At 42.4% G+C, this 20,320-nt stretch carries 22 protein-coding genes and 2 other annotated features; of the genes, 1 reads left to right on the forward strand and 21 read right to left on the reverse strand.

The features are described from left to right. Positions 1 to 8 precede the first annotated feature (8 nt). The 19 genes from CKW02_RS12750 to CKW02_RS12840 all read right to left on the reverse strand — a co-directional run bounded on the left by CKW02_RS12750 (position 9) and on the right by CKW02_RS12840 (position 17,173). Positions 9 to 452 (reverse strand): ACT domain-containing protein, encoded by a 444-nt coding sequence (locus CKW02_RS12750; protein WP_003216269.1) that lies wholly within the window; start codon positions 450 to 452, stop codon positions 9 to 11. Between the two features lie 55 nt (positions 453 to 507). Further along, positions 508 to 1,794: a GTPase ObgE gene (gene obgE / locus CKW02_RS12755; protein WP_003216191.1), complete on the reverse strand. Its 1,287-nt coding sequence runs from the start codon at positions 1,792 to 1,794 to the stop codon at positions 508 to 510. Between the two features lie 30 nt (positions 1,795 to 1,824). Continuing rightward, positions 1,825 to 2,409 (reverse strand): sporulation initiation phosphotransferase B, encoded by a 585-nt coding sequence (locus tag CKW02_RS12760; RefSeq protein WP_003216825.1) that lies wholly within the window; start codon positions 2,407 to 2,409, stop codon positions 1,825 to 1,827. A 254-nt stretch (positions 2,410 to 2,663) separates the two neighbouring features. Then, positions 2,664 to 2,948 carry a 50S ribosomal protein L27 gene (rpmA, locus tag CKW02_RS12765; RefSeq protein WP_003216586.1) on the reverse strand — a complete coding sequence of 95 codons (285 nt, stop codon included), beginning with the start codon at positions 2,946 to 2,948 and terminating at the stop codon, positions 2,664 to 2,666. Between the two features lie 12 nt (positions 2,949 to 2,960). Further along, entirely contained in the window at positions 2,961 to 3,299 is a 339-nt protein-coding gene (locus CKW02_RS12770; RefSeq protein WP_003216478.1) for a ribosomal-processing cysteine protease Prp, read from the reverse strand. A gap of 14 nt (positions 3,300 to 3,313) precedes the next feature. Next, the gene (gene rplU, locus CKW02_RS12775; RefSeq protein ID WP_003216781.1) at positions 3,314 to 3,622 is read right to left on the reverse strand and encodes a 50S ribosomal protein L21; all 309 of its coding nucleotides are present in this window, start codon (positions 3,620 to 3,622) and stop codon (positions 3,314 to 3,316) included. A gap of 12 nt (positions 3,623 to 3,634) precedes the next feature. Then, positions 3,635 to 3,707: a sequence feature (ribosomal protein L21 leader region), on the reverse strand. 66 nt (positions 3,708 to 3,773) lie between these two features. Next, positions 3,774 to 4,643: a M50 family metallopeptidase gene (locus CKW02_RS12780; RefSeq protein WP_034620586.1), complete on the reverse strand. Its 870-nt coding sequence runs from the start codon at positions 4,641 to 4,643 to the stop codon at positions 3,774 to 3,776. Beyond that, a complete protein-coding gene (locus CKW02_RS12785) occupies positions 4,636 to 5,427 on the reverse strand; it encodes a M23 family metallopeptidase (protein ID WP_003216570.1) in 792 nt (263 codons plus the stop codon). The genes CKW02_RS12780 and CKW02_RS12785 overlap by 8 nt, the downstream gene beginning before the upstream one ends. A 112-nt stretch (positions 5,428 to 5,539) precedes the next feature. Continuing rightward, positions 5,540 to 6,343: a septum site-determining protein MinD gene (gene minD, locus CKW02_RS12790; protein WP_003216504.1), complete on the reverse strand. Its 804-nt coding sequence runs from the start codon at positions 6,341 to 6,343 to the stop codon at positions 5,540 to 5,542. A 2-nt stretch (positions 6,344 to 6,345) separates the two neighbouring features. Then, positions 6,346 to 7,029 (reverse strand): septum site-determining protein MinC, encoded by a 684-nt coding sequence (gene minC, locus CKW02_RS12795; protein WP_003216790.1) that lies wholly within the window; start codon positions 7,027 to 7,029, stop codon positions 6,346 to 6,348. A 54-nt stretch (positions 7,030 to 7,083) separates the two neighbouring features. Further along, a complete protein-coding gene (mreD, locus tag CKW02_RS12800) occupies positions 7,084 to 7,602 on the reverse strand; it encodes a rod shape-determining protein MreD (RefSeq protein ID WP_003216271.1) in 519 nt (172 codons plus the stop codon). After that, positions 7,599 to 8,498 (reverse strand): rod shape-determining protein MreC, encoded by a 900-nt coding sequence (gene mreC, locus CKW02_RS12805; RefSeq protein WP_003216396.1) that lies wholly within the window; start codon positions 8,496 to 8,498, stop codon positions 7,599 to 7,601. The genes mreD and mreC overlap by 4 nt, the downstream gene beginning before the upstream one ends. 27 nt (positions 8,499 to 8,525) lie before the next feature. Beyond that, positions 8,526 to 9,545, reverse strand: a complete 1,020-nt coding sequence (locus CKW02_RS12810) for a rod shape-determining protein (protein ID WP_003216532.1) — start codon at positions 9,543 to 9,545, stop codon at positions 8,526 to 8,528. 90 nt (positions 9,546 to 9,635) lie between these two features. After that, positions 9,636 to 10,310, reverse strand: a complete 675-nt coding sequence (radC, locus tag CKW02_RS12815; protein WP_034620589.1) for a RadC family protein — start codon at positions 10,308 to 10,310, stop codon at positions 9,636 to 9,638. 48 nt (positions 10,311 to 10,358) lie between these two features. Then, positions 10,359 to 10,928 (reverse strand): Maf family protein, encoded by a 570-nt coding sequence (locus CKW02_RS12820; protein WP_003216355.1) that lies wholly within the window; start codon positions 10,926 to 10,928, stop codon positions 10,359 to 10,361. A 177-nt stretch (positions 10,929 to 11,105) separates the two neighbouring features. Continuing rightward, the gene (locus CKW02_RS12825) at positions 11,106 to 12,125 is read right to left on the reverse strand and encodes an SPOR domain-containing protein (protein WP_003216728.1); all 1,020 of its coding nucleotides are present in this window, start codon (positions 12,123 to 12,125) and stop codon (positions 11,106 to 11,108) included. Positions 12,126 to 12,293: 168 nt separating this feature from the next. Further along, a complete protein-coding gene (locus tag CKW02_RS12830) occupies positions 12,294 to 13,013 on the reverse strand; it encodes a prepilin peptidase (protein WP_003216484.1) in 720 nt (239 codons plus the stop codon). A gap of 147 nt (positions 13,014 to 13,160) precedes the next feature. After that, positions 13,161 to 14,465, reverse strand: a complete 1,305-nt coding sequence (locus CKW02_RS12835) for a bifunctional folylpolyglutamate synthase/dihydrofolate synthase (RefSeq protein ID WP_003216210.1) — start codon at positions 14,463 to 14,465, stop codon at positions 13,161 to 13,163. Positions 14,466 to 14,530: 65 nt separating this feature from the next. After that, complete coding sequence (locus tag CKW02_RS12840) at positions 14,531 to 17,173, reverse strand: valine--tRNA ligase (protein WP_003216328.1); 2,643 nt, start codon at positions 17,171 to 17,173, stop codon at positions 14,531 to 14,533. Between the two features lie 58 nt (positions 17,174 to 17,231). Continuing rightward, positions 17,232 to 17,461 (reverse strand) — a binding site (T-box leader). A gap of 168 nt (positions 17,462 to 17,629) precedes the next feature. On the opposite strand from CKW02_RS12840, the gene CKW02_RS12845 reads away from it, so the two are divergent. Continuing rightward, complete coding sequence (locus CKW02_RS12845; protein ID WP_003216497.1) at positions 17,630 to 17,818, forward strand: hypothetical protein; 189 nt, start codon at positions 17,630 to 17,632, stop codon at positions 17,816 to 17,818. Between the two features lie 34 nt (positions 17,819 to 17,852). On the opposite strand, the gene ysxE is transcribed toward CKW02_RS12845, so the two are convergent. Then, entirely contained in the window at positions 17,853 to 18,884 is a 1,032-nt protein-coding gene (gene ysxE, locus CKW02_RS12850; RefSeq protein WP_003216429.1) for a spore coat protein YsxE, read from the reverse strand. A 37-nt stretch (positions 18,885 to 18,921) separates the two neighbouring features. Continuing rightward, complete coding sequence (locus CKW02_RS12855) at positions 18,922 to 20,172, reverse strand: LysM peptidoglycan-binding domain-containing protein (protein ID WP_003216314.1); 1,251 nt, start codon at positions 20,170 to 20,172, stop codon at positions 18,922 to 18,924. Between the last annotated feature and the right edge of the window lie 148 nt (positions 20,173 to 20,320).

The following is a 20,320-nucleotide window of genomic DNA, read 5'->3' on the forward strand; positions in this document are numbered from 1 at the left end:
CTCTCCTTTTACGCCCCAGAACCTAGAATTTCAACTTTTTCGACAAATTCAAGTTTTCTTAATTGATTCATGACTGTATTGATATCATCTGCCATACCAGCCGTGCTAATGGATAGCGTGACATTCGCTCTTCCTTGCAGCGGAATCGTTTGGTGAATGGATAACACATTACAGCCAGAGTCAGCCACAATTTGAAGCAGTCTTGACAAAGCCCCAGACCGATCCTCAAGGTGGAAAAACAATGTGATGATCTGCTCTTTCACCATCGTATAAAATGGAAAAACAGCATCTCTGTATTTATAAAAAGCACTGCGGCTTAAATCCGCTTGTTGAACAGCATCGGCAACTGAATCCGCTTTTTTGCGATCGAGAAGCTTTTTGACTTCAAGCGTTTTTCGCATCGCATCTGGAAGGACATCCTCTCTTACTAAATAGAACGTTTCTTCTTTCACCTGTTTTCTCCCCTTTTAAAAACGGGAGAGCCCATGGACTGGACCCTCCTTTTGATCAATCAATAAATTCAAATTCAAATTCAAGCAGACGAATGATGTCGCCGTCTTGTGCACCACGCTCACGCAAGGCATCATCGACACCCATTCCGCGCAATTGTCTAGAGAATCGTTTCACGGACTCATCTCTTGAGAAATCTGTCATCTTAAACAGTCGCTCAAGTGCTTTACCCGTTATGACAAATGTACCGTCAGGATCTCTTGTGATCTCAAATGGTGCATCTCCCTCATCAAACCTGTACATTACGCGGTTATCAGACAGTTCCTCTTCATTATAAAGCGGGAATTCCGGTGTTGTTTCAAGCTGATTGGCGATTTCAAATAAAAGCTCACGAAGCCCTTCTCTTGTGATCGCACTAATTGGGAACACTTTATAGTCATCCGTTAATTTTTCTTTAAATGCCGCTAGATTGTCAGCAGCATCTGGCATGTCCATTTTGTTCGCTACAATGATTTGTGGACGCTCAGTCAATCTCATATTGTATTGCTCAAGCTCTTCATTAATCGTCACATAATCTTCGTACGGGTCACGTCCTTCAAGTGCTGACATATCAATGACATGGACAATGACACGTGTCCGCTCAATGTGGCGTAAAAATTGATGACCTAAGCCAACACCTTCGTGCGCGCCTTCGATCAGTCCTGGCAGATCCGCCATGACGAAGCTTCGGTTATCATCTGTTTCGACAACTCCTAGGTTCGGCACAAGCGTTGTGAAATGATAATCCGCAATTTTCGGTTTCGCAGAAGAGACAATTGAAAGCAGTGTCGATTTCCCGACACTTGGGAAACCAACAAGTCCAACATCTGCAAGTACTTTTAATTCTAAGATGACGTCACGCTCTTTACCTGGCTCGCCATTTTCAGAAAGCTGTGGTGCAGGGTTTGCCGGTGTTGCGAAACGTGAATTTCCACGTCCGCCTCGTCCGCCTTTTGCAATGACTGCCCGCTGTCCATGCTCTGTTAAGTCTGCGAGTACCTGTTCCGTCTCTGCATCCGTCACAACCGTACCGGGCGGAACTTTGACAACCATTTCTTCCGCATTTCGGCCGTGCTGGTTTTTACTCATTCCGTGCTCGCCGCGATCCGCCTTAAAATGGCGCTTATAACGAAAGTCCATCAATGTTCTGAGTCCTTCGTCTACTTCAAATACAACATCTGCACCATTTCCACCATCGCCGCCAGCCGGCCCGCCTTTTGGCACATATTTTTCACGACGAAACGCCACCATACCGTTTCCGCCGTCACCGCCTTTAACATACACTTTAACCTGATCTACAAACATAACTTCCTCCGTTTCTCTGCATCACATATCTCATTCTTGCCTCAAACAAAGCTCGATCATGGACTCATGACTTGTCACATGAAATTGAACTACACTCATACATGGATAGTTTGCGTCATGAAACGCATTTAACGCATCCAAACTTGTTAATTTTCCTTTGAAATCAAAATATAAGATCACATCATTCTCTTCATGATCTGTTTGGAACGTGACCGTTAAATGATTTTCAGTTTTCTGGCAAACTGATTGATCGAATATCGAAAACAACTCCTGTGATACCGTTAGCAGCTGCGATTCATATGCTGATAAGTCTCGGGTTTCACCAAGCACTTCGTATTCTAAGGTGATAAAATGCGACTCCCAATTAAATGTTAGAAAGTAATAGGCCAATTGGGGAATTTTTAAATTTGAGAGTTTGGATTCATGCTGTGCTTCAATGACCATTTCTTCTATAATTTCAAACACACGGTCATATTTTTCTAATGTCAAGTTGCCCTTGATCAGCTGCAATTTATTCATCCAGTCATGTCTTGAACGACTGAGCAGATAGATCAATTCATTTGTTAATGCAACGTGAGTTAATTTTTCGTTTTGTTTACTTGATATCTCTTCCATTATCGCACTCCCAATCGTTTGGTCTCTCTTTTAGGAGTCTTATCATCAATATGTCTCCCTGAATTATAACAGAGAAGACAGCATAGAAAAACACTAGTTATGTGAGGAAAGGTTGTTTTTTCTGATCTATAGGAGAAAATGAGGCAAAGTCAGCAAACGTTCTTTGATATTGATGGAGTGCATCTCTTTTTCATCTTCGATACTACTTGTAAAAAGTGAAAAAAACTCCAGTCAATGACCGGAGTTTTTAGCAATTATTGTGCCGCAGGATATACGCTCACTTTTTTACGGTCACGACCGAAACGTTCGAATTTAACTGTTCCGTCGATTTTAGCGAAAAGAGTGTCGTCGCCTCCGCGTCCAACGTTTTCACCTGGATAGATTTTCGTTCCACGTTGACGATAAAGGATAGAACCACCAGTTACGAATTGACCATCAGCACGTTTAGCGCCTAAACGTTTAGACTCAGAGTCACGTCCGTTCTTTGTAGAACCTACCCCTTTTTTAGATGCGAAAAATTGAAGATCTAATCTAAGCATGAAGTTCACCTCCTATTTTTTTGTAGATATTCTCACATAATCGTGATAATCTCGTTCGATTGTTTCTAAGGAAACGACCATGCCTTCTAAAAGCAGCTGGGCTTTTTCAAAGGATACTGGATCTGTATCAGCCGGCAATTCAAAAGAGAAATAGCCGCCTTCCTCGCCAATATCAAGCAGAGGGTCCAATCCTGTCAGTGCAATAATTGAATTGACTGAGCCGAAAACAACAGCAGATACTCCTGCACAAACGAGATCCTGACCTTTTTCAGCAAACTCGGCATGTCCAGTCATCTGAAAAGACGTAATGCTTTCATCTGCTGCCGACCGAGTAATGGTTGCTTTGATCATATCACTCACACGCCTTAAGCGTTGATTTTTTCGATAACAACTTTAGTGTAAGGTTGACGATGACCTTGTTTCTTGTGGTTGTTTTTCTTCGGTTTGTACTTGAACACAGTAATTTTCTTACCGCGACCTTGTTTTTCAACTTTAGCCGTTACTGTTGCTCCAGCAACTGAAGGGTTACCCACTTTGACAGTGTCTCCGCCGACAAACAATACGTTTTCAAAAGTTACTGTTTCACCTGCTTCAGCAGCTAGTTTTTCAACATAAACAGTTTGACCTTCTTCAACTTTTACTTGTTTACCACCAGTTTCGATAATTGCGTACATCTCTGCACCTCCTAATAAACTCAGACTCGCCGAATACAGGGGGCCTTAGGCTCTTTACACCTGCTTCGCGCGGTTGTAGCACGGGTGCTACATATCCATAACATTAAAAAATATATCAAATTAGACGCAGAATGTCAACGTATTTTCATCACTAGTACGGCAAAAGAAGCTCTTCCATGGAGGAGGTAGTTCTTCGATCTGAAAAATATGCATGAAGCAGTTCATTTTCGTCAAGCTGGCTCATTTTCACGCCATCTCTTTCAATAATAATCGGATGCTTACAGCCTCTTTGGAATCGCGCCATGACTTCATATACTTTTTCCTCAGCGCTCGCTCTCAGCGGAATCAGCTTTTCTACCTTTTGCTCTTTTTTACCGTAATAACGTTCTAGTAAAAAACGAACCCTGACATAATGCCGCTGCCGGTACTCCATCACGAGTGAATAGGCTAAAAAGGTGAGCAGCACCCAGCCGTTGAATTGAAGCGGCGCAAACAAAAGTAATCCGCCTGTCAACAGACTAAAAAAGACAAGGGAGCCTTTTATGGCAAGGGCATGTGCACGTTGGAAAGGGTAATATGCTGATAAGAGCAAAAAGAATAATTTCCCGCCATCTAGCGGCCAAATCGGCAAAAGATTCACAAGGAAAATCGCCATATTATAAAAAGTGAACATCGTAAAAATGTCGTGTGAAATAAGAGAAGCTTCCATGAAAAACCACGCCATAAGCTGGAGCGGTACATGCTGGAGCGGCCCGCATAAAATGACCGCCAGCTCTTCCTTTAGCGGGCGGTTCCCATGCTCTTCTACTTCTACCGCTCCGCCAAACGGGAGTAGAAAAATCCGCCGAATGCGCCAATGATAATAGCAAGCAGCCGCTGCATGTCCAAGCTCATGGACAAAGACGATAATGAGCAGACAAAGCAGCGGCTTGATTTGACCAGAGAGGATCGCAAACGCCATCACAATCCACAGCAGCGGATGAATGTGAATTTTCGTCAGCATGACCAGCCATCTATTCAAAGGTCATCACCTGAATAGGATCGATAAACTGTTCATTTTGCTTAATGGCAAAGTAATATGTGCCCTTTCCTTGATCATCAAGTGAGATCTGGCCAATTTTCTCACCCTTGTCGACAAAATCGTATAAGGCCACATTGGCTTCCTTTAATTGACCGTACCAGCTATAGCTGTTATCCGCATGCTGCACGACCACTGTCAGCCCTGTGTCACTTTTCTTTTTCACTTCTACTACATAGCCTTCCTTCATACTGTCAATCGCTTCAGCCGATGTTTCGATTTTGACACCTGCTCCATTTTGCGTAAAGGATTCCTGTACTTTTCCAGAAGCAGGTACGGCCAGTTCTTGGTTCGCTTGTACATCTTTTTGGTCTTCCTTTTTGTCGGTTAAAAAGGCAAGGGGGTTTCCAACTGTTTTCTCAAACCAGCGATTGGCAGCAGCAAATTGAAAATCTTGCTCAAAGGTCTGCGTAATGATCGGCTTCAGCTGCTGAAACGGCCCTGCCTGACCTTTAAATGAAATGGCTACAATCAACACAAGAGACGCAGATAATAAACATTTCAGCACAAAGGCATTGGGGTTAAATAGCGGATGCTGATATTTCTTCGGCTGATGAGACGACGATTCAAAGGAAGACGACCCTGAATGCTTTTCTTCCTCTGTCAGCATGACCCATGGAGGGATATCCTCTTTTTTCTTGAAAGTCGTCTTCTTAGATGGAGCAGCTGACTGCTTCGTTTTGCGGCGCTGCGCGATTTTCTTTCGGTACTCGTCCACACTTTTCATGAGATCACCCTTTACATACAAACAGTTTGTACATTTTATGTGGTGACCTCATCTGATATGCAACAAAAAGACCGATTCTGATCGAATCGGTCTCATTTTACCTGAATGCTTATTAAGCTCTTACACCAAAAAATGCTTTCAGCTTCGCAAACATTCCTTTGTTTTCATCTTCAAATGATTGAAGTGGAACAGATTCGCCTAGTACGCGGCGGGCGATATTACGATACGCAATCGAGACTTTATTTTTAGCATCCATGACAATCGGTTCACCATTGTTTGAAGCCTTAATCACGTCATCATCATCAGCGACAATGCCAAGAAGATCAATCGATAAGTGATGGACAACTTCATCCACATCCATTGAATCGCCACTTTTCGCCATGTGTGTACGAATACGGTTGACAATCAAACGAGGTGGTTCGATATCTTCTTGTTCTAACAAGCCGATGATACGGTCGGCATCTCTTACAGCTGAGATCTCAGGCGTCGTCACGACAATTGCCTTATCTGCACCAGATACAGCATTTTTAAAGCCTTGCTCAATTCCAGCAGGGCAATCAATGACGACATAATCAAAGTCTTGTTTCAATGATTGAATTAATTCTTTGATCTGCTCTGGTTCTACAGCCGTTTTATCGCTTGTTTGAGCAGCGGGTAAAAGATACAAAAGATCCTCGAAACGCTTATCTTTTACAAGCGCTTGGTGAATTTTACATCTTCCTTCTACTACATCGACTAGATCATAAATAATGCGGTTCTCAAGCCCCATCACGACATCTAAATTCCGAAGGCCAATATCGGTATCAACTAGACACACCTTTTTCCCTTGAATTGCTAGTGCTGTGCCTAAGTTTGCAGATGTTGTTGTTTTGCCAACGCCGCCTTTTCCTGAGGTAATCACAATAGCCTCGCCCAATTTCACATTCCTCCCTCAAGCCTTGTCAGATTAGGTCTTATATGAGCCAATTGCTGCAGGCGTTCAATGATCATGTTGCCATCTATATCTAAATAAGCACATTCCATTTCATTTCCATCTTCTTTTTGATCTGGTGCACGGTTAAACACTTGTGCGATGCGAAGCTGTGTTGGAATCATACGAGATGCCGCAATGACAGCTTGTTTATTCCCATTACATCCAGCATGTGCCACGCCTTTTAAAGCGCCGAGCACAAAAATATTTCCCCCTGCACGAATCGTTCCGCCAGGATTGACATCTCCTACTAATAAGAGATCTCCTTCAACATACAGTACCTGTCCAGAGCGCACAATTTTGGCTACAGAGGTAATTTCGGCCTCTGCTTTTAATCGTCTCGCCTCTTCAGTTGACATGACGTCACTTTCAATAGAGTGAATGACGAGATGTTCATTTTCAGAGACTGCTTCAGTCAAACGCATTTCCTGATCCTCTGTTAAATACCGAAAACCAAGCTTAATATGCACATTAACCTTATGACCTTCCCTTCCATCTGTATATTGCTCAAGTAAAAGAACCTCTCGCAAGCCAGAAAGAAGGTCATCAAACGAACAGTCATCATTTAACTGTAATGTTAATCCGTTTTTTGTACCTTTTATTGTCACATATTGCTGTTTTTGAGTTTTCAAGATGCTCACCTCAACAACATACTCATTTCGCCGTATTTGGACAAACTCCTGCTTTTATTCGTCGATCAGTCCTTGTTTCATATTGATGAAAAAGAGCCTAAGCGGCACAACAAGTATGAGAGACGCAGCAGTATTTAAAAGAATCGTTGGAATAAAGCGTTCGATGACATACGTATTAAACGGCATAATACCTGGTTGAATTGTCGCTTGAACGCCGTATACATAAAACTCCATCACGGAAACAGCAATAATCGACAGAAAGACGACCACTAACATATTTGTTTGCAAAACTTTAAAGGCTTTCGCTAGCAAATAGCAGAGCGCTCCAAAGCCAAACATATGAACACCAAGTATGCCTGTATACGAAATATCATATAAAAGTCCAAAGATAAAACCGAAAATCACACCATATTTTTGATTCACAAAAGCCGTCATAAATACAAGTGCGAGTAAGATGAAATGAGGAGCTAAAATTTGATTGTCTGAAACAAATGGGAGCTTCACTAGATCGACAAAAATACTGTCAAATACGAAGATAAACAACATGACGAAAGCAAGAAGGAAACGTCTCACGATCCTTCCTCCTTCGTCAATTCAGATGCATCTGCCGTACTTGAGCTGCGATTCACCACAATCACGCGGTCTAAATTGTTGAGTTCAGCCGCTGGTTCTACATAAATGATTTTTGTCAGGCCGTAATGATCTGGCTCGATTTCACTCACCTTACCAATCGTCAAGCCTTGAGGGAATACGCCCCCTGCTCCAGATGTTTCAACAAGATCTCCTTTTTTGACATCTCCATCTGCATCAGATTTCAGAATATTCATTGTCAGCATTTTTTTCTTACTGTCATAGCCGTTAATAATTCCGTTGAGTTCTTCTTTGCCCTTTTTCGCAAAAATTTTCGTTGAAATTCTATTATTTTGGTCAGTAGAGCTTAGCAACCTTACAGTCGAAGTAAAATTGTTGAGCTTATCACTTTCAATTTTCCCAATTAACGCACCACTCTCATTTGTGACCGCCATATCTTTGTCAACGCCTTGTTTTTTCCCTTTATCAATCATGACAAAGCTATCCCAAAGGGACGGGTTTCTAGCGATAACCGTTGATAGAATTGGCGTATAATCACGAATAGAGTTCACATAACCGAGCTGCTTGCGAAGCTTTTTGTTCTCATCTTCTAGTTCTTGAAGTTTCGCCTCATATTGGGTTTGTCCATCAAGTTTTTTTCGAAGACGTTCGTTTTCATCGTATGTGTTCTTTAAATCTTGTACGTTCCCATAAATACCGGCGATAAATTGTGATGGTTTATGAAAGACACCTTGAAAAAAGCCTGTCGTATCCCCCACTAATTTTTCCGGCCATGAAGCACCTCTGCCGCTTTTCACTGAAAAACCAATCATGGCCACCAGTACGATGACACAGACAAGGAGCAACATTAATCTTTTATTCATAAAAAACTGCGGCATGTCTTACACCTCTTTATTTACGCCCGATTATCGATTATCTTTTGATTTTCCTTTGAACAAATGAATATGCTCTAGTGCTTTTCCTGTTCCGATTGCCACACAGTCAAGCGGGTCTTCAGCAATAATGACTGGCATCTTCGTTTCATCACTAATGACTTTGTCAAGATTACGAAGCAATGCACCGCCGCCAGTTAAGACGATTCCACGGTCCATAATATCTGCTGCCAGCTCAGGCGGAGTTTTTTCAAGTGTCATTTTCACCGCATCAACAATTGTTTCCACTGTATCGCGAAGCGCTTTTGCAATCTCATCTGCTGTAATCGAGATTGTTTTTGGCAGACCAGTTAAAAGGTCACGGCCCCGAATATCCATTTCATCATGTACATCAGGCTGCGCAGAACCAATTTCCATTTTAATAGCTTCTGACGTACGATCACCGATCATCAGGTTATACGTTTTACGGATGTAGCTGCTGATCGCATCATCCATTTCATCTCCTGCCACGCGGATTGATTGTGATGTCACAATACCGCCAAGAGAAATAATGGCTACCTCTGTTGTACCGCCGCCAATGTCAACAACCATACTTCCTGTTGGCTCCCATACAGGCAGGTTAGCACCGATCGCCGCAGCAAATGGCTCTTCAATCGGGTATGCGTCACGTGCACCAGCTTGTCTTGTTGCATCAATAACTGCACGCTCTTCTACAGCTGTAATACCAGATGGTACACATACCATCACGTAAGGTTTACGAGCAAAAAGCCCTTTGCCTTTTAATGCTTGATTAATGTAATATTTCATCATTGTTGCTGTCGTCTCGTAATCTGCAATGACTCCGTCTTTCATTGGGCGAAGTGCCACAATATTACCAGGTGTACGGCCAATCATGTTTCTCGCGTCATTTCCAACCGCCACTATAGACTTCGTATCAGTTTCCAAAGCTACGACCGAAGGTTCTCTTACAACAATGCCTTTTCCTTTAATAAAAACAAGCGTGTTCGCTGTTCCAAGATCTATTCCAAGGTCTTTTGTACCAATTCCAAACATATGTATGTATCTTCCTTTCTTAAACCAAAATTCCCTTTAGGGAAAAACTCATAAACTCTATTATATCGTAAAACATTGAAAAAAAAAGTGTTACAAATACCCTTTTTCCTTCAAACTCACAAATTTTTGATCACCTATGACCAGATGATCAAGCAGCTGTATTCCAATCAGCTTTCCACATTCAAAAAGTCGCTGTGTAACTTCAATATCTTCCCTGCTGGGCGTCGGATCTCCAGATGGATGGTTGTGCACACATATAAATGAAGCGGCCGATCGTTTAAAGGCTTCTTTGAAAATTTCACGCGGGTGAACGATCGATGAATTCAGGCTTCCAATAAACACGGTATGTTTATGAAGAACTTGATTTTTTGTATTGAGATAAAGACAAACGAAATTTTCCTGTGTCAAAAATCTCATATCTTCCATCACAAAGTTCGCTCCGTCTTCTGGTGTGCGGATCACATAGCGGTTATCCGTCGTTTGATGGTGTAATCTAGTGCCGAGTTCTAAAGCAGCTAAAAGAGAAATCGCCTTCGCCTTTCCAACTCCTCTAATCTTCGACATTTCTTCAATTGAGGCTTCTTTTACAGAGCGAAGACCGCCAAATGTTTGCAGAAGTCTTGCAGAAATTTGGAGAACTGATTCTTTTTTCGTGCCTGTTCTTAGAAGAATCGCAACAAGTTCATGATTTGACAAACTGCTGGGCCCGTATTTGATAAATCGTTCTCTCGGTTTTTCATCATGAGGGAGATGCTTTAGCAGCATAGGGAAATCGTTCAGGATGACCACTCCTTTTAGAATTCCTTCCTGTCTTCAAAAAGGGGTGATTCCAAAGGTTTCAAGCACTCTGACTGTTTTCGCAATAGGTAGACCGACAACGGAAAAATAATCACCATCTATTTTTTGAACAAACAGTGCGCCTTTCCCTTGAATGCCATAGCTTCCCGCTTTATCAAGGGGTTCGCCCGTATCGATATAGCGGTCTATTTCATTTTGAGTCAGCGTCCAAAATGTCACTTCTGTCTGTTCATAAAATGTTTCTTTTCTATTCTCTGACTGAACCGTGACACCCGTCAAGACTTGATGTGTCTTTCCTGATAATAATTGAAGCATAAAAGCCGCTTCTTTCTTATCTTTTGGTTTCCCAAGACATTTGCCGTCAATTGCAACAATTGTATCTGCACCAATGACCACAGCTTTGGGATTTAATCTTTGAATATCATTTGCTTTTTGTTCTGCCAACCATTGGACGTTCTCAGCAGGGGAAAGGTTTCGATTAATTTCTTCTTTTAAATGACTTGCTTGAATGTCATAAGAAAACCCTGCTAGATCAAGCAATTCTTTTCTTCTAGGTGATTGCGATGCGAGAATCAATTGGTTCATGTTTGTTCATCCTTTCAGGGTTTAGCCTAAGAAGTAAGATACCCATTCATCCTAGCAAATGTACATCTTACCGACAATTTACGAAAATTCATTTTTCATGTACCTTCATCATTATGTTGGATGCAAAAGAAAAAAACTAGTCATTTTTTGACTAGTTTCGTTTCTTAAAAAATGATTTTACGTATTTAATTGATCAAGCAATGCCTGCTGAGATTTCCATCCATTTTCAGCAGTTGGGTCATTTAAGAGCTGCACAGCTTTTAGCAAACTGCTTTTAGCCGGTGCATCCTCTGTTTTGGCACTTTCAAGCTCAGAAATTAGCTGCGTGACTTCCTTTTGATCCACTTCATCGCCTGCAATCACTTTGGATGATAATACAGATGCCTTTTCTATTAAACTAGTCAGCTCATCCGGCACTTGAAATGAGAGCTCCTTTCCTCCCCACGCCTCAAAGTGCTGATCAATCAATTTCTTCCCTACAGCGCTTGTCATCCCCTGCTCTGTCGCAAGCCCGGCAATGACATAATATCCATCATCCATGGAAACCTTTTTCCCAGCATATCCTGCATCTTTTAAACTGCCAACTAAGTCATCTGCTCCTTTTTCAGAAGAGAATTTCCCAGCCTGTACAACAAAGGTTGATAAACTGCCAGAGGCACTTTTTTCATCTTTGTTCTCTTTTGATTCATCTGTAGTACCTGCATTCGGCGCATCCCCACCAGCTTTCATCGATGATTGATTTCCAGAACCAGATGCCGAGACACTGATATCTCCACCTGAAGGATTTGATGTACCATCTTGACTTAAACTAAGCGCAAACACCCCAAGGCCTGTCCCAAGAACGACCGCAAACACAATCGTTGTCATCACTCTCTTGAAGGGACCACGATTTTTACCGAACTTCTGATCAAAGGAGCTTTTTTTCTTTTGATAAGGTGTGACGACTTTTGGATCAGAATGATAAATATGATCAGCAGCATCATCCCACTGGAAATCTTCTTCTTTCGGTTTAGACGAATCTTCCTGAGAAGCCGCTGTCTCCTGTTCAGAATGTCTCTTTTCCTCCCAATTCGAAAACGTCACTTGATCCTCTTGCTGTTTTGGCGGCTGATGATCATCTTCATGCACCATTTCTTCCTTGCCATTAATATTGACCTTTAGCCCTTGTTTTTTTGCCTGCCTCTTTTTCACTGTCATTCCCCGCTTTCTGACATGTTTGTAAGAAAGACCTTTCTGTCCAATGAATCAGCGCGAATTTAACCCGTCCTTCTTTCTGTTTCACACTTTACCATAGCAGTAAAAAAAAAGAACAAGACTTTTGTCGGCAGGGCAAAAAAGTGTTCGCCAATTTTTTCACCCCTTCGACTATCCAAATAGAAACAAGACAGGAGCACCACAGAGATACAGCAAAAAAGAAATAGCGATCGAAGGAACAAAAGGGAATGGCTCGTTTACTCGAAAGGAAAAGACCTTTGCATAAACCATTCCAGCGATACATGAGAGAAAAAGCATGAGAAGGAACGGCTTGAAGCCAAAGCAAAACGCAAGCACACTGAACAACTTCATATCAGCTCCGCCCAGACTATTCGGCTTAAAATAATCTAAACTAGAAAACAAAAGAATGCAAAAAATCAGAGAAGCCGCCCCTTCCCACCAGATAAGAAGCGGTTCCAACGTGCGGTATATGACGAAAAGAGGGAAAAAGAAGAGAAACAGCTCGTTCGGCACCCTCATATAGAGAAGATCACTCACGACAGCAATCACGAATAAACTACAAAGAATCACAAGGAAAAGACTTTCAAACGAAACACCAGCGATCCTATAAATGAACAAAAAAAGACCGCCTGACAGCATTTCAATCGTTGGATAGAGCCAAGACAGCCGAATGCCGCAATGTTTACAAGACCCCTTCCATACAGCATAAGAAACGAGCGGGATCATCTCATACAGGGATAGCGGCTGTTTACAGGCTGTGCAGTGAGAGCGAGGGAAGAGAATAGACCGCTTCACTGGCAGCCTTTCGCCAGTGAGATGTAAGAACGATCCCATCGTGATGCCTGCAAGAAACAGAAAAATCTCAATCATATGTGGTGCTCCTTCCGGTAATAAGATAGACCGGATTTTACCATGACCCTATCCACCAAAGCATCTAGTGAAAATATGATTTTTCCCCTCTTCTACATATAAAAAGAAAAAGACGCAGGAGGCATCAAAGCCATTTGCGTCTTTTCGTTATCCAATCATACGATTTCGTAAATCTGAAATAAAATAAAGAGAGCCTGTCACAAGGATCACCGCTGAAGGATCATCACTTTTTTTCTGAATGAACTCAAGCACTGTACGAGGGTCATCATCATACGATGTTGCCTCTAACTGACTGCATGCATAAAGCTTTTCCGCTGATTCAGCTCTTGGAAAATCAAATGAAACAAAATGGATAGAGGAACTAATGGCTTCAAGTTTTTGAATCATTTGCTTGTACGGCTTATCTTTTAAAGCACTAAAACAGACATGCACTTGTTTACTAGAAAAATGAGCTTGTACCGTTTCAATTAAACGGTCGATTCCTTCTTCATTATGAGCGCCGTCTAAATAAACTGGTGGATGGTCTTTGACTTTTTCAAATCTTCCAGCCCAAACTGCATGCCGAATACCTTCATATACCTGCTCTTCTGTCACGCTAATATAGCCTTCTTGCTCCATCCATTCAATGAGTAAAACAGCAAGGGAAGCATTTTGCTGTTGATGCGTTCCGATTAACCCTGTTTCAAGCTGCGGATACTGCCTTTTTGATGTGCTTAACGTAAATCGTTCTCCTGTTTCTGTTGGCTGCTGATGACTGAAGGTACAAGTATCCTGTAATGAAATGCATTCCGTCTTCTTCTCTTTTGCGATATTTTGAATGACCGCAAGTGCTTCCGGTTGATGAACTGCGGTGATCATCGGAATACCCTCTTTGATAATGCCCGCTTTTTCAGATGCAATTTGTTCAAGTGTATCACCTAGAATCGCCATATGATCATGACCAATCGATGTAATCGCTGTTAAGATAGGTACGGCAACATTTGTTGAATCAAGTCTTCCGCCAAGCCCTGTCTCTAATAGGACAAAGTCTACTTGCTGCACATCGGCAAAATAAGCAAATGCACATGCGGTAATGATTTCAAACTCTGTTGCTGCGCCAAGCTCTGTTTGATCTAACTCATCAACAAAAGGCTTGATTTTATTCACCAAACTCAGCCATTCTTCATCCTGTATAGGTGCTCCGTTCACGCTGATTCGTTCATTGAACGTTAAAATAAACGGGGAGGTGAAGGTGCCGACTGAATAGCCTGCTGCCTGTAAAACGGAACGAGTAAACGCAATCGTTGAACCTTTTCCATTTGTACCTGCAACATGTACCACTTTTATGCGTTGTTCCGGATGGCTTAGTTTGTTCATCAGCCACTTCATTCTTTCAAGACCCGGTTTTACACCAAAGGCCAGTCTACTGTGAATCCACTCAATGGCTTCATGATAGGTTGTAAACAATGTCATCTCTCATTTCATCCGAAATTTTCAAAAAAGACGACTCCATTTTGTTAGGAGCCGTCTTTTCAACCTTATGCTTTCAGCTCTTCAATACGCTTTTGAACAGCTTCGCGTTTTGCGACATAGTCACGTTCTTTCGCACGCTCTTCTTCTACGACACTTTCAGGCGCTTTTTTCATAAAGCCTTCGTTGCCAAGCTTTTTCTGGACGCGCTCTACTTCTTTTGTCAACTTATCAAGCTCTTTTTGCAGACGAGCGATTTCCTCATCTAAGTTGATTAAGCCTTCAAGCGGCAGAATGAGCTCTGCTCCAGAAATAACAGCCGTCATCGCTTTATCACTAGCTGGGACATCTGTGCCAATTTCAAGTACACTTGGGTTCGTAAAACGCTCGATATATAAACGGTTTTTCTCTAAGCGTTCCTGCACATCAGATGTAGAAGCTTTAATGTAAAGCTCCACCTGTTTGCTCATTGGCGTATTCACTTCACTGCGGATGTTACGAACAGAACGGATGAGTTCCACAAGCAGCTTCATATCAGCAGACGCTTGTTCGTTTGAAAGCTCCGGCTTCACCTCAGGCCAAGCCGCTACAGTAATCGATTCACCTTCGTGCGGAAGATGCTGCCAGATTTCTTCTGTTAAGAATGGCATGAACGGATGAAGAAGTCTCATCGTCTGATCTAATACGTACGCAAGGATCGAACGAGTCGTTTTCTTCGCTGCTTCATCTTCTCCATAAAGCGGAAGCTTCGCCATCTCAATATACCAATCACAGAAATCATCCCAAATGAAGTTGTATAAATGTCTGCCCACTTCACCAAATTCATACTTGTCAGCTAGCTGTGTGACACTTTCAATCGTTTCATTTAAGCGAGTTAAAATCCATTGGTCAGCAACTGATTTTTCTCCTGTTAAATCAAGCTCATCATACGTTAAGCCATCCATGTTCATTAAAGCAAAACGTGATGCGTTCCAAATTTTGTTCGCAAAGTTCCAAGTGGATTCAACCTTTTCAAAGCTAAAGCGAAGATCCTGACCTGGTGAGCTTCCAGTTGCTAAGAAATATCTTAATGAATCTGCACCGTACTTGTCGATGACCTCCATTGGATCAATTCCGTTACCTAGCGACTTACTCATTTTACGTCCTTGCTCGTCACGGATCAGCCCATGAATCAGAACGTCTTTAAACGGTTTTTCTCCTGTGAATTCAAGACCTTGGAAGATCATGCGAGAGACCCAGAAGAAAATGATGTCATAGCCTGTAACAAGCAGGTTTGTTGGATAGTAGCGCTTGAAGTCTTCACTATCTGCATCCGGCCAGCCCATTGTCGAGAAAGGCCAAAGCGCTGAACTAAACCATGTATCAAGCACATCGTTATCCTGTTCCCAGTTTTCTATATCTTCTGGTGCTTCCAGTCCAACGTATACTTCTTTCGTTTCTTTATGATACCAAGCTGGAATGCGGTGTCCCCACCATAGCTGACGAGAAATACACCAGTCACGGATATTTTCCATCCAGTGTAAATACGTCTTTTCAAAGCGGTCTGGAACAAATTGAACTTGGTCGTCCCCATTTTGAAGGTTAATGGCTTCGTCTGCCAACGGCTGCATTTTTACAAACCATTGAGTAGATAAATAAGGTTCAACGACAGCTCCGCTTCGCTCACTATGACCAACTGAATGCATATGGTCCTCAATTTTGAACAAAATACCCTCTTCTTGCAAGTCTTTTACAAGCTGTTTACGGCATTCAAAGCGGTCCATTCCTTTGTATTGCAGTGCATTTGCATTCATTGTGCCATCTTCATTCATGACAAGAATACGCTCTAGGTCATGGCGGTTTCCAAGCTCAAAGTCATTCGGGTCATGAGCAGGTGTAATTTTCACAGCTCCTGAGCCAAACTCTATATCGACATAGTCATCAGCAACGATTGGAATCTCGCGTCCTGTAATTGGCAAGACCACTGTTTTTCCAATTAAATGCTGATAACGTTCGTCATCAGGATGCACGGCAACGGCTGTATCTCCGAGCATTGTTTCAGGTCTTGTCGTCGCAATTTCAATTGAACCCGTGCCATCTGAAAGTGGGTATCTTAAGTGATAAAACGCGCCTTGAACATCTTTATAAATGACTTCAATATCAGAAAGTGCCGTTTTCGTCGCTGGATCCCAGTTAATGATGTACTCTCCGCGATAGATCAGCCCTTTTTCATACAATTGAACAAACACTTGGCGTACCGCTTTATTCAGACCTTCATCTAATGTAAAACGTTCACGTGAGTAATCAAGACCAAGCCCCATTTTCGCCCACTGACTGCGAATAAAGTCCGCATATTCTTCTTTCCATTTCCACGTTCCTTCCACAAATTTCTCCCGGCCAAGGTCATAACGGCTTACGCCTTCTTCGCGAAGCTTTGCCTCAACCTTTGCTTGGGTCGCAATACCGGCATGATCCATTCCTGGAAGCCATAGAACGTCATAGCCCTGCATCCGCTTCATACGTGTCACGATGTCTTGAAGTGTAGAATCCCACGCATGCCCAAGGTGCAGTTTTCCTGTCACGTTTGGTGGAGGAATGACGACTGTATATGGATCTTTCGTTTTGTCATTTTGTGCTTCAAAGAATTTTCCTTCAAGCCAGTACGTATAGCGGTCTTTTTCAATCGCATTTGGGTCGTACTTTGTTGGCATTTCTTGATTATTTGTTTCCATTTATGTAACCTCCACATTTTTTCGGCTGATGAAACATAAAAAAGCCTTTTCATCCTTATAAAAGGACGAAAAAGCTTTTTCGCGGTACCACCTTTTTTCATGGAACACATAGACGTGTCCCATACACTCTAAAGGATAACGGGGTTCTCCCGAATTTCTCTACTTGTTCATTCAAGAAATTAAGCTCACAGGCGACCTTCCAAACAAGTGCATCCTAGGAAACCTTTCAGCTCATGGTCTCCCTCTCTTTAGGGTCTTGCTTGTACTCTTCCTGATCCACGCTTACGATATATCACGTTCATCAGCACATACTCATCTTTTATTTATATTACTAAATGCCTTTTGTTTTCGTCAATCATCTTTTCCGCTTTTCTTCTTCTTTATACAAATTGGGCAAGCACCCTTTTCCTCTTTGCCCATATGATAATAACAAAATGAAGAAGGAGGGCGTTTGCTTTGAAAAAGATCAATCCTTACACACTTCCCCCCTGGCTGAGACAAATTCGGGCAGTGGCCTCCCAAGTCGTTCTCCCGATTGCGATATTTCAAGGGTTTCGTACGATCATTTTCCCCACAACATTTGACGTCCTCATCCTAGGTATTCTCATTTTTCTCGCCTGCGCCTTTCACCTTGATTGGTTTTAAACACTCGCGCTTATGTACACACAAAATAACCTCGTCATTCCGCTGATGACGAGGCACTTTGTTCTTCTTCAAGCCGTCTAGCCTGCTCAATCTCGTGAATCTTCATGACGGTCGGCTCTGAATTTTTCATCTGCCAATACGCTCTTAACAGCTGTTGACAGCTTTCCATCTCATCCTGCCCGCCTGCTTCATAGGTTTTAACTGTATCAAACAGACCTTGCGGATAAGCAAGGTAACTAAGAAACAAATGAAGCTCTTCCTCCCGAAGAGGATTTCCTTTTTGGTACGTATAAAACAAGGAAGTGCATTCAGGACAAGACGTGGGATAGGTTTTGAATGTCCGATAGTAAAAGGTCAGAAGGTCATAAATGGGGGCGGCTTTTTTAGACCGCTCAAAATTGGTGAAATGTCCTGTACCCACATCATTATACAAAAAGTGATGAATCGACAGCTGCCCATGATTTAACACAACACGTGTTGTTTCTTTATCTTTCATTTCTTCATGCCAGTCTTCTAGTCGTTCGAGGGCAAATTCGCTGGCAGACATCGCCTCTGAAAAATACATCGCAGCAGCCAGTTCAAATGGCGACATATACCAAGTTTGCTCTGCCCGCTCTATGAATCGTTCATACATGTCTTTCTCTGTTTCCCATTTGGTCTTGATTTGTGTGTAGTGCGCTTCGATCTCTTGCTCTGTGATATCCATCATCACTTCAGTCCGCTTATGAAGTCTTGCAATCTCTTGAAATAAATATTCATGTTTATCGTCCTGCTCTTCTCTCTTTTCATTCGTCAGCCAAGGCATGAGATAATATGCGTACTGGCTTTCACGATGACTTGAGAAAAAAGAACCGCTCTTCGTCCGATAAATCGGCACAAAAGAGCGATAGCCCTTTGATTCTAGTTCAAGCATTTGCTCTGTAAACTGCATATGTCGACTGGCTTTTACTCGCTTTAAGGCAAATACGCCCTGCTTTGTATATACTTTGACGACAGCAGGACTGACAGGTTCAACGTATTCCGCCTCAAGCCCGTATTCGTATAGGACAGATTGGATCTCATCCACGTTCACTCACCACATTTTCTCGATCGGTCATCTCTTGTTAGGCATTGCTTTTTTGATATTCAGGAATATAAAGAATCTGCCCTTCTTCAAGCTCCGCATCCACTGATAATGAGTTTGTGCGAAGAAGCTGCTGCACATTCAACTGATATCGCTCACAAATACGATCGACCGTATCTTCTTGCTGAACTATACATATTTTCATGCGAGAAAAATCTTCCTCCTCCTGCTTAGCAAACAGCTTTGTTAAATAAAGAGAGTTTTCACTGCCAGACGTTTCTCTCACATCTTCTTCAAACTCCTCTTCTTCTTGAGCTGACTCATATACTTTTGGCGCTTCTCGTTCATATAACCGTCCGAGCTGGTACGTGTCATCCTGCGCCTCTTGCTCCTCTTCCACGTGATAAGCCGGTGATTCAAATACTGGATACGGCTGAACCGTTTCTTCCAGCTCTTCAGCTGCTTCGGGATCTTTTCTCACTTCCACCTCAAAGAATGTATCCTCCCTTTTCTCTTCTTCTAAGAGCTTAGGCGGTTCAAAAAATGGCGGTTCTTGCACCTGAGCTTCTGGTAAGGAGCGATAACCAAGCGCCACTTCTTCTTGGCTCTCCGATTCTTCCAGTTCTTCGGTTTCTTCTTCCCTACTCACCAGCTCTATCTCAATTTCTTCTTCCTGCTTTTCTTCTTCGGCGCGCGTGTCATGCTGTAATACAGCCTGATCCTCATCAATCTCACGTTCATAGTCTTGTAGCTCTTCTTGCTCTTCATCTTCTGGCTGCAGCTGATAATCGTAGGTCACGTCGCCATATTCTTCTTCAGAACGATGAACAAATTCATATGGCTCCTCTACAGGCACTTGGGGCATTTCCTCGTCTAATAGACCCTCAATCGCCAGATCAGCTTGAATGGTCAGCAAACGATTTTCTGTCAGCTGGTAATCAAACGCATCAATAAACACAAACACATCATTTAAATGACTGATTTTGTTTTTAGGAATCGTGATATCGACTGGGAATTGATGCAGAAGCTCCGCCGTCCCGTCTTCTCTGACCTTCACCTCATCAGCTTCTCTGTATGATGCATAGGAACTCAATTCACCCAATAGCTCCTCTTGATTTATGTTGTATTCTCCTGTTAGCTCGAGTGAACCTCTAATCGAAACATAATCATTCACTTCTTGAACGAGAATGTCAGGATCGAGAGAAATAGACAGCAGCTCACTGACTTCCTGTCCGCTTTTGAAATAGATGGATTCTTCTACTGAAAACTGTAATCGATTGTTTTGAGACAAGTCGGTGTCCTCCTTTCATCTAATCCTTCAAAATAAAATTAGATGTCAATACAGATGTATGTGAGAGGCAGTGAAAATATGATTGGTTTTCAGCAACACAAAAAAACCGATATGTCTCCATATCGGCGCAGCGTGTAGACAAACCCTC

The organism is Bacillus pumilus, assembly GCF_900186955.1.
Taxonomy (GTDB): domain Bacteria; phylum Bacillota; class Bacilli; order Bacillales; family Bacillaceae; genus Bacillus; species Bacillus pumilus.